The 10,722-nt window shown below is 34.1% G+C and carries 9 protein-coding genes, 2 riboswitches and 1 other annotated feature; of the genes, 4 read left to right on the top strand and 5 right to left on the bottom strand.

Annotation, left to right across the window (positions count from 1 at the left end):
* Positions 1 to 102: 102 nt before the first annotated feature.
* A complete protein-coding gene (locus HU235_RS21765) occupies positions 103 to 1,044 on the bottom strand; it encodes a DMT family transporter (protein ID WP_174881567.1) in 942 nt (313 codons plus the stop codon).
* 748 nt (positions 1,045 to 1,792) lie between these two features.
* Positions 1,793 to 2,039: a binding site (T-box leader), on the top strand.
* A 104-nt stretch (positions 2,040 to 2,143) separates the two neighbouring features.
* On the opposite strand from HU235_RS21765, the gene HU235_RS21770 reads away from it, so the two are divergent.
* Both HU235_RS21770 and HU235_RS21775 read left to right on the top strand, forming a co-directional pair.
* A complete protein-coding gene (locus HU235_RS21770; protein ID WP_174881573.1) occupies positions 2,144 to 3,391 on the top strand; it encodes an MFS transporter in 1,248 nt (415 codons plus the stop codon).
* A 159-nt stretch (positions 3,392 to 3,550) separates the two neighbouring features.
* Positions 3,551 to 4,618, top strand: a complete 1,068-nt coding sequence (locus tag HU235_RS21775; RefSeq protein ID WP_174881568.1) for a serine hydrolase domain-containing protein — start codon at positions 3,551 to 3,553, stop codon at positions 4,616 to 4,618.
* Positions 4,619 to 4,984: 366 nt separating this feature from the next.
* Here the strand turns inward: HU235_RS21775 and HU235_RS21780 are convergent, their stop codons facing one another.
* The 3 genes from HU235_RS21780 to HU235_RS21790 form a co-directional block, all read right to left on the bottom strand.
* Positions 4,985 to 5,299: a DMT family transporter gene (locus HU235_RS21780; RefSeq protein WP_095299591.1), complete on the bottom strand. Its 315-nt coding sequence runs from the start codon at positions 5,297 to 5,299 to the stop codon at positions 4,985 to 4,987.
* Positions 5,299 to 5,640 (bottom strand): DMT family transporter, encoded by a 342-nt coding sequence (locus HU235_RS21785; RefSeq protein ID WP_174881569.1) that lies wholly within the window; start codon positions 5,638 to 5,640, stop codon positions 5,299 to 5,301. The genes HU235_RS21780 and HU235_RS21785 overlap by 1 nt, the downstream gene beginning before the upstream one ends.
* A gap of 65 nt (positions 5,641 to 5,705) precedes the next feature.
* Positions 5,706 to 5,803, bottom strand: a riboswitch (guanidine-I (ykkC/yxkD leader).
* A gap of 176 nt (positions 5,804 to 5,979) precedes the next feature.
* On the bottom strand, positions 5,980 to 6,918 hold the full coding sequence (locus tag HU235_RS21790) for a magnesium transporter CorA family protein (protein ID WP_174881570.1): 939 nt from the start codon (positions 6,916 to 6,918) through the stop codon (positions 5,980 to 5,982).
* A gap of 262 nt (positions 6,919 to 7,180) precedes the next feature.
* Positions 7,181 to 7,343, bottom strand: a riboswitch (M-box (ykoK) riboswitch).
* A 325-nt stretch (positions 7,344 to 7,668) separates the two neighbouring features.
* Between HU235_RS21790 and HU235_RS21795 the strand changes: the two genes are divergently transcribed.
* Both HU235_RS21795 and HU235_RS21800 read left to right on the top strand, forming a co-directional pair.
* Positions 7,669 to 8,055, top strand: coding sequence for a hypothetical protein (locus tag HU235_RS21795; protein ID WP_174881571.1), 387 nt, complete (start codon positions 7,669 to 7,671; stop codon positions 8,053 to 8,055).
* A gap of 121 nt (positions 8,056 to 8,176) precedes the next feature.
* A complete protein-coding gene (locus HU235_RS21800; RefSeq protein ID WP_174881572.1) occupies positions 8,177 to 8,413 on the top strand; it encodes a hypothetical protein in 237 nt (78 codons plus the stop codon).
* A 791-nt stretch (positions 8,414 to 9,204) separates the two neighbouring features.
* On the opposite strand, the gene HU235_RS21805 is transcribed toward HU235_RS21800, so the two are convergent.
* Positions 9,205 to 10,383, bottom strand: coding sequence for a YeeE/YedE family protein (locus HU235_RS21805; protein ID WP_174881574.1), 1,179 nt, complete (start codon positions 10,381 to 10,383; stop codon positions 9,205 to 9,207).
* Between the last annotated feature and the right edge of the window lie 339 nt (positions 10,384 to 10,722).

The raw sequence follows: 10,722 nt of genomic DNA on the forward strand, positions 1-10,722 counted from the left end.
AATTATGCTCTGCTAGATGTGACTGGATCCCAACTTAATTGTTAAGCGTTTAGCAGTTGATTCATATCTAGCTTTATGAACTTGGTCAATTTTGCATAGCAGTTAAATCATTTTTATTAAAAATACACCACTGAGCATGATAACTAGACCTAATATTTGAATTGGGACTATTCGATTCTTAACAGATTTTAATAATCCGAATTGTTCGACTAGAAGGCTACCAGTAATCTGACCAAATAAGACAAGAATTACGGTTTGTCCCGTCCCAATTTGCCCAACAAGATAAACGTTAATTAGTACATAAATTCCACCTATAATACCACCAAGCCATACCCACCAAGGGGCAGATTGTTTGATAGGCTCCTTGATATTAGCGAAACTCCGCTCTTTTATGCCTACTAGAATCATTAACGTTACGGAACCAATAAAGAAGGAAACAAATGCAGCATGGAACGGAGAATCGAGAACGACTCCTAGCTTTCCATTGATAGCTGCCTGAATAGACATAAACATTCCTGCCCCGATTCCAATCATACGCCATGTCCAGCGGTTTACCTGATTTTGCTTTGTTTTTGCTGGATTATGACGGTTTGCTTTAACTTCTGGTACAACTACAGCTAAAACTACACCTAATAAGAGTAAGAAAACACCGAGTATTCGGCTTATCCCAAAGGACTGTTCTATTGAGTTAAACCATCCGAAATTATCAATTAACATTCCCATCATAATCATTCCTATAATAGGCATAACAGATGTCTCCACACTCCCAAGTTTAGGGAAGAGAAGAATATTTGTCGTTAGTGCAATCACACCACAAAAGCCTCCAAACCAAATCCAAATTGGTTGGCTTGAGATCAGGCTTAAAGGAATTCCTAATGGTGATCCACTTATTATGGTAATAATAGCTAAAAAAACTGTACCAATTAAAAATGAGACCATTGAAGCTAAAAACGGAGAAATAACAAATTTCCTCAATTGAGAATTAATGGCTGTTTGTATAGCCAAGCTGAATCCAATTCCGATGCCTAAAAGAGCCGCGAACATTCTTCCACCTCATTTCTATAAAAACCCACGATTCTTATTATGTCACAAAAATAAGTAGACTTTAAACTTATTTGTATCGAATTTTTGCCTAATCCTATAATTCAAGTAGAATAGATTATCCAAGGATGGTGGAAAATGAAATACATATGTCTGAAGAAAACTAGAAAGATTTTTATATAAAAAAAACAGAAATAATTGAGAGGGATGTTCTTGAACACATTAAAAGAGTTCGTATCAAGCTTTTTACTAATAATCAGTTAGTTTATTTTTGCTATAAGTGTGTATCTACTATATTGGGCAATTATTATGCCTGTGCTTGGAGCAATTCCCTTCTTATTTCTTTCGTTATCGGTTTATTATGCTTCTACTGTTCAAGAAAACTTGATGATAAGAAAAAGGACAATTAGATACCTATGTAAATCGAGGTTTAATTATTGTAAATGTAGTTCCGTTAGATATGCTAATTCCTGCTATTCTTAGCTGCGGTATTAATCTTTCGAGCTCTCACACATTTTTGATATATTAATGGAGCAAACTACTTCAGCATACGCTGAATACTAGTTAAATAGTTTATAAAGGTAGTGATCCTACAGCGAAAGAGCTGGTTTTACGAAGGATATAGAGCACAATCAAAATCTTGTAAGAAGTGTATAACTTATAGATAGTTTTCTTATATTTTCTAACTTTATTGTTATTGATAAATTTATATTTACATAAAATGTTAACTTCAGTATTATAGAAATAATATTTAAATGCGTTGAAGAGAAAAGTAGATAAAATCATTTCTTTCCAGAGAGCTCCGTTTGGTGAAAAGGAGTAAGAATGATTTATTGAAACAAGCCTCTGAGTATGATATCGGAACCTTTTGGGGGATGGTATGACGGGAGCTCCCGTTATAGAGCTAAGGTATAGGATGATTGTACCTGAAAAGATTAATATGGTGACATATTAATAAACTGGGGTGGCACCACGATTTAAAAAATCTCGTCCCCAAGACTTTAGCTTATAGAGTCTTGGGAACGGGATTTTTTTGCGTATTCTAATAAATAATTTAAGCATTTTAGTTTTTTTATTGTACTAGGGGGATTTATTGATGAACATAAAGAAAAAACTAGTGACCTGGAAATATCCAGCAATTTTGTTGCTGGGAATTGGAATCTCAAATATCGGTGATTGGATTTATTTCTTATCTCTTAATTTAATCGTTTTGGATATGACTGGCTCACCACTTGCGGTATCAGGCCTTTATATTATAAAGTCTTTGGCTACTTTATTTTCTAACTTTTGGGCAGGTAGTATGATTGACCGCTTAAACAAACGAAAATTAATGGTTTTTCTTGATTTATTCAGAGCTACATTTATAGCGATATTACCTTTCTTTTCATCTATTGCGCTAATTTATATGATTGTATTGATTATCAATATGGCCAGTTCAATATTTGGGCCAACATCAATGACTTATATAACAAAGCTAATTCCGCAAGAACAAAGAAAGCAATTTAATTCTCTTCATAGTCTAGTTACATCAGGTGCATTTTTATTAGGTCCAGCAGTCGCAGGATTATTGTTTTTAATGGGTACTCCAATATTTGCAATCTATATAAATGCAGTTGCTTTATTTATATCAGGAATGATTACGTTAGGAATGCCTGATGTGGAGAAGGGAGCTTTTGTTCCTTCGGCGAGTAACAGATTATCATTGGAAATAATAAAAAAGGATTGGTCTGTTGTTGCCCAATACAGTTCCCGAAATCGTTATGTCATGATGATTTACTTTTTGTTTAATGGCGTAATGGTTATTATGGCGAGTGCTGTTGATTCACTCGAAGCTACTTTTGCGAAAGAGGTCCTTTTATTATCTGACAGTGAATATGGCTTTCTCGTCACAATAGCTGGAGCAGGTATTGCGGTTGGAGCGTTTATTAACGCCTTTCTCGTGAAAAAGATTGAAACCTCATTATTGATTGGTCTAGGTTCTGTTCTAGTCTCAGCTGGGTATCTCATTTATGCCTTTTCAAGCTCGTTTTTCGTTGCCGCAATTGGTTTCTTTCTTCTTGCCTTTTTTATCGCCTATGCGAATACTGGTTTTCTTACATTCTATCAGAACAATATCTCTGTTGATGTGATGGGACGGATCGGGAGTGTATATAGTCTAATACAAGCAATTTTAGTAATTATCGTAACAAGCATTATGGGGATTATAGCTCAAAATGGTTCTATTCAAACTGTTGTTATAATAGGAGTTTTATTGATGATGATTTTATCGATAACATTATGTACCCTCTGTTTTTTACCATCAAAAAGGCTATTATACCAGTCAGCATCTGTTGAAACTAAGGGGTTGTAACCACTTGAATGAAGAAACAGAGTAATTAAAAAACATAGAACCTTAGATTACAAAATATTGTAATTAATGTAATTTGTCGGTTTAGTGGAGGAAGGATAAATTAAATTCATGTGGAATTAATGGGAGAAACTTAGGTATCAAGTAATTGGGGGGATATTTGTGCAAACAAATCAAAGGGAAAAAGTAATCAATTCAATAGAAAAGTCATTTAGCAAACAAGTACAAAAGGACAAAAATTTAGAGAGTGCATTTTTACTAGTTCATTCAGAAAGAAATAGTATCCATTTACATATTGCAGAAGGAGCAATGAATCCAAAACAGCCAGCTTATATGGCAAGTGTTGGAAAAATATTCACGTCCGTATTGATTAGTATGTTATATGAAAATGGAAAATTATCATTCGAAGATAGGATGACCGACTATTTAAATCCAGAATTAGTTAAACACCTTCATGTTTATGAAGGAAAAGATTATACAAATGACATTAAAATAAAACAACTTCTAAATCAAACATCTGGTTTGTATGATAATTTCCGTCCATTACTAGATAAGGTTCTTGGTGATCCAAACTTTACGATAAGTCCACAAGAGGCAATCATTTGGGCAAAAACACATCAAAAACCTCATTTTCCTCCAGGTAATGGCTTTAAATATACCGATACAAACTATCATCTATTAGGATTAATCATCGAAAACCTAACTAGTATACCTTTTCATGAAGCTTTGAAACAATTTATTTATCTGCCCCTCGGTATGATGAACTCATCTGTGCTACACTATTCCGATCCACTAGACAAAAATACCCAACATTTATCAGACTTTTATGTTAATAAAAACAAATTAACTAATCACAAAGGATATGCAGGACTCGACTATGCTGGTGGTGGAGTAGTATCTACTGGAGAAGATCTGTTGAAATTTATGAAAGCATTAGTATCCTATCAATTAGTAAAAAAGGAAACACTTGAGATGATGATGAACGATAAAGCGAAATATGGTGTAGGAATTGATTATGGATATGGGATTATGCAGTTCAAAACAGTTCCACTTCTTATGCCGAAAATATTTAATGTCTGGGGACATGCAGGTGCTACAGGGGCCTATATGTTATATCACCCAAAGATGGATACCTATTTAATTGGTACGTTTAATGATTTTTCCTATGAAAGAAAGGGGGTCAAATTTATGTTAATGAAGGTAATAAATAAATTAAGAAAAATTATATGATGTGTTTTCTCAAGGGAAGGGCAGTGATCCTTCAATAAAGAAGAATCGTATTTTTATTGAACTAGTATGAAACTTAACTTCTGAACTGATGAAAAAAATAAAGACCCTCAGGAAGATACGTATATAGAGTTCAAATTATCTCAAGTTTAAAGGAGAACTTTAGTATCCAAGTCAAGACAAATCAACGAATAAAGGAACTTGATACACACCTTGACGAAAGGAGCCTTACTGTTCCTATAAAGTACTAGAGAAATTCTGCCAATAAATGAGCATTCGAGAGATATATGTATCGAACTGAGGGAGATTAAGAAGAAAAAGCCTAAAATTGATAGCATATTAGGCTTCTTCTATACAATCTCATTTAAATTATGAAACAAGCTTTAGCCCTATTGCTGCAGCTAAAACCATAAAGATAAAGACTAACCTTTTCCAATCTTTTGATTCCCCGTATAGCAGCATTCCAAGGATTGCTCCACCAGATGCACCGATCCCTGTCCAAATTGCATAAGCTGTTCCCATAGGGAGTGTTTCCATTGCATAAGATAGAAAGAGGAAACTTGCTCCAAATCCAACAACTAATAGAACAAGAGATTTCCAATTACGGTCCTTATGAAGTTTATTTATCATCACAACCCCAAACATTTCACATAAACCAGCTAAAATTAAAGAAATCCAAGCCATTAAGATTCAGCCCCTTCCTTACCTTTATCGGTAGTAACTAATTTCAATCCAATTACACCCGCTAATAACAGTAAAATCATTAGTATTTTACTCATTTTGAATGGTTCTCCAAAGAAAAGAATTTCAGCAATAACAGTTCCTGCTGTACCTAACCCTACAAATACTGCATATACAGTTCCTACAGGAAGCTTTCGTCCCGCCATAATCATTACATAGAAACTGATAATGATTGATATAACGGTTCCAGCCCAAGTCCAAAAGTCATCAGCGTGTTTCAATCCTATAACCCAAAACACTTCAAAAAAAGCAGCAACAATTACTTTCATCCAGTTTGTGTTCATTTACATGACACCTCCAATTTTATTGACAAAAAACAAAAAAGCCTGAGAGAAACTGATAAACAGTTATCTCCCAGGCTTTTATCCCTCCGTGACACAGCAGGTGCTGTGAGTTTTCTCTCGGACCAGACCAATCGTAAATTGCGGAACCCTAGAAAACCTTTAACTATGCAATTGATTTATATTTTACACAAATATTATACGAATTCAATGGGAAATTATGATAAATAATAAAATTCGTTTTCTGTCCCTACTTGAATCGGAATGAAATAACAAAGAAGCTATTTACAATGTCATAACGACTGTCAGTTCAGTATATTTTTTTTAGAAAAGCACTTAAATTTAAACTATCCTTCTTCTCCATAGTACTAAACCTATCCACATAATTAAGAGCAGGGCTATTATCAACGTAATGACCCAAGAAAAAGGATTTTCAGCAACAATTGGTAAATGGACATTCATCCCAAAAAAGCTAAATACAAGTGTAGGAAGAGTTAAAAATACTGTAAATAACGTTAGAGTTTTCATTGTATTATTTAATTCATTGGATATTAGCGATGAATATGATCCTGTTATACTGCTCAAAATTCTTGTATACAATTCTGTCGTTTCAATTCCTTGTGTATTTTCAATCCTTACTTCCTCTAAAAGCTCTTTATCTGCATCATATAATTTTACCGACGTAGTCAAAAACATTTTTCTTAGAACATCGCCATTAGCCTTTAAAGAAGTGAGGAAATAAACAAGACTTTTTTCAATCTCCATAAGGTCATAAAGTTGCTTGTTTGTTAAAGAATCACGCAAATTCTTCTCAATTTTAAGGCGTTGTTTGTTAAGCTGTTTTAAGTTATCGATATATTGTGTTGAAATCGCCAATAAAATCTCTAATGCGAAACGGCTCTTCATCGTTGTGTTGATATTTTTCTTGATTAAATTTTCGATTAAGCTACTTGGCTGATTACAAACAGTGATAAAGTAATTAGAACTTAACGTTATTCCTATAGGGATTGTAATATAAGAATGAAAATGCTGATTGCTGCTATCAATGATTGGAAAATCATTGATGATTAACGTGCAATTCGTTTCCTTATCATATTCAACTCGAGCACTCTCTTCTAAATCTAACGGACTTTCCAAAAATTCAAAAGGAATTTTACATTGTCTAGAAACGAGATTGAGTTCTTCGAAAGTTGGATTAGAGATATTTATCCAGCAGTTTTCTTCAATGTCCTTTATTTCAACGATTTTACCTTCATTCGATGTTTTGTATATGTTAAGCATTTTTCCCACCTCTTTTTTTACTCTATAAAAGGAAATGTTATGAAACCCGACAAATTAAGTCTTTTTGGGTTCTACATAAATATTAGGGAGATGTTGTTACATTCTCTTTGGAAATATGAGAAGAAATTAAACACCTCAAATAAAACTTTTTTAACCATTTACTACAGGGATCCTCAGCGTCCATTTCATCCTCACCTCCAAAAAAAATCCCCTTTCATATATAGAAAGGGGTTCAAAAAGTAAAATGAATCGTACATTTAGAATCGTCCCCCCACGTTGAGTTTTAGCACTGTATAGCATAGGTTAATACCAGCTACGTTAAGAAAAACCTTAATCCGATTTTTCCTGTTGACCCATTGGCGTCTTTCGACATTTTTGGGCAGCAGCGTATCTCTATACAGGAGCCTCACCTAACAGAAGACTTATTTAACTATAAATCACCTTACTTAATTTTTACGATTGTGTCAACAAAATATTACGATATCCCGATATAGGAGAATTTTGTGTCTGGTCTTATTAAAACATTTAGCAGTGTAGTTTCATACTAAATGGACGGCTGATATGAAAGGTCTGTAAGCCTTATTAATTATCTGATTATTAAACTCCTTCCTCAATCAGTATGAAATAGTTTGATGTTAATGATGATGAATAATCCCACTTGAGATAGAGAGGTTCCTTTCTACTTGACTAAGGTGAATAAGTAACTTTATATGGTAATTTTCGTCTATTATGTAAAAGGAGGGAAAACGATTGTTTCAGAAGTTATTCTATACCTTGGTTGCATTAACTTTATTTACGTTTATTGGATGCTCTAATGAAGGGGACACAACGAAAGTATCAATTGACAGTATTGATGCCGATGAGGTGTTAAGATTAGACCCTAATGCCGATATTTTTCAGTATGAAGGAGTCATCTACAAATCTAATGTTGATTGGGTAGATAAATTGTCTTTATCAAAGGATGTTCAAATCGGTGAAATTAAAACGAAAAATGATACGAATACAGATTTCTATGATGGGATGTCGAATAAACTTCCAGTTGGTACAAAGATTTTTTCAGCGAAGGAAAGAGGGGACATTTTAATTGTTGAATCAGGAGATTCAGTATTAAAATACCTAGCCATTGTTGAAGGGTAAAGCAATTTTGTCATTATTAAAAAGAAAAGTTATGAAATGGTTGTTCTATATATGGACATAGTTAGTTGACTAGGTGTTTTAAAGGATTAGTAAGAGTAAGATTTTGATATGGAGGTTTAAAATGAAATTCTTTAGAAATATGTCTAAAATCGAGCAAATTCATTGGAGAAAAGGTGCAATCTTTGGGTTTTACACCTATATGTTTCTATTATTTATAAACTATACTTACTCTTCACTAAGTGGAACTGAGCCTATTCCTACTAATGTGATTTTTTGGTCGGGAATGTTAGCAGCCTTTGGGTACGAGTTTATTTTAAATTTAAAGTCTAAGCTGAAAGTGAAAAAACTTAACGAATAGTAATATAGCGATACTTCAATTAAGGAGCATCGCTTTTTTTCTTCAAATAAAGATGGAGCATCGTGAAGTCGGAGTTTCAATTAATGAACAATTTTCATTTACATACATAGAATACCTATGTATAATTAAACAACCAAGTTCACTTTATGAGTAAGGAGTTTTATAATTGAATTTTTCTTTTATAGGTCTGATATTGCAAATCATATTTTTTCTATTTATTTCCGTCTTTAATTCCGCAAGAGTGTATATTATCGAACATTTTTCGGTATATCCAATTGCTTTTTTTGAATTATTTCTTGGAGTGGCAAGTTTAGTTTGCGGACTACTTGGACTTATAAAAAAGGAGAATATAGTACTTTCCATCTTTGTACTAGTATTGGGATTCTTAATTTCTTTCTATTTTGTTTTTGTATACCTTTTACCAGAAGCAGGTACACCACCAGTTATACGCTGGTTTTATTAAATAAAGCTCTTGCTCTATAAGGTTTTTTTCGTTAATAGATATAATATATCTATTAACGTAGTTTTTCTACGATAATAATAAGCAGGATTGTATTTATCAGCTTAGCTATTTATGGAAAAACACAGTAGCTTATATTGATTGTGTAGCTCGTTTAAGTATGACAATTTACTAACTAGATTGAGTAGTAAAAGACCTCTTCATCCCAATGTGATTTCAGCAAGCATAATGAATTGGAAAGAAACTGTTTCGAGGAGAAATATTTGAACAAATTCATAAAAAATATATAAAAAAGCCTGCAGAAAATTAACTCTGCAAGCTAAAAAGCTGACTAACAAAATGTGTCTTTTGATGATGGAACCCGTAGCCCAAATAATGGACGGATAAATAATGCAACGAATGTTCCGAGCATCGCCATGACGGCCCAAACCCATCCGTGAATGCTAAAGGAAGAGATACCGCCAAAATAGGCACCAATGTTACATCCGAATGCAAGACGGGAACCATATCCCATTAATAAGCCTCCAAGAATAGCAGCTCCAGCTACACCTAATTTTATTTTTTTAGGCTTAAAGGTACCTTGGAAGGAAGCGGAAATAAACGCACCCAAAATGATTCCAAAGTTCATCACACTCGTTGAATCCGCTAGGACTGTGTTTTTAAGTGCTACTCCGTTTGCACCGGCAAAATAACCCCAGCTGGAAACATCCATTCCCACTATATCAAGGAATTTTCCACCCCATAAAGCAAAGGCAGAAGTGATTCCCCACGGATTTCCGCGAATTGTAAGGACTAATGCATTTAGTACTGCTAAAACAATCGCTGCCGTAAATAATGGCCATGACCCACGTAAAACCTTTTTCCAACCAGTTGTTGTCGGAAGTGGCTTCATCATTGGAGGGTTTTTCTTTTTCGCAATCTGAATAGTAATCAAGTAGATCACAATAAATGCGACCATTTGAATAAGCCAAGCGCCAAAATATCCAAGACTAGTAGTTTCTGCTAAAGAAATCGGCGGTAAGGCAGGTGTGCTATTCCAAAATGGCAGATGATAAGCTCCAAGAGTTGAACCTGAAATAAAGGCGATTAAAGTGAGGATCATTGAAGATGAGCCTCCACCTAAATTATATAACGTTCCTGAGGCACATCCATTTCCGAGCTGCATGCCTATTCCAAAAAGAAAAGCCCCAAAAATAACACTAACCCCAACAGGAGAGACATACCCCTGTGGTGTAATACCTGTAAAGCTAAAGCCAGTACTTAGAATAATAGCAAATAATGTAGTTGAGACGGCAAACATTAGCATATGTGCCTGAAGTCCTTGAACATTTCCTACTGAAACAAGTCTTCGAAAAGCTGAAGTGAATCCGAAGCGGGCATAAAGCAATGTTGCTCCTAATAATAAACCTATAATGAAAAGGCTGCCTTGTATCCAATTAGTTGCATGAACAATCGCAAATAATAGAATAAGAGATATAATAACCCCGACTGCAACGAATCCCTTTTGCATTGGGCTAAGGTTTGTTACATAAGTCGTTGAAGCGGATTTAACATTCAACTGTTTAGTAGTATTTACTGCTGTTTGTGACAATTTCATTCACCTCTATTACCTATAGGATAAGTATGATTTAAAATACTTTCCTATACTAATACAATCTAAATCAAATGTAAAGAAATAAAGGTTTTCCAGTTTTCGTTAAAAATGACTCTAAGTATGGCCGGTATCTTTCTTAAAAAGGAATTTGAAGCTCCTTATAAAGATTTTCCAACCAAAGCAGGATCAATTGAGTTTGTTGGAACAGCTTCTGAATTCAGAGGGAAGGGTGTTGCCTCACAAATGATTCAGCAT

The organism is Metabacillus niabensis (genome assembly GCF_902829255.1).
Lineage (GTDB): Bacteria > Bacillota > Bacilli > Bacillales > Bacillaceae > Metabacillus > Metabacillus niabensis.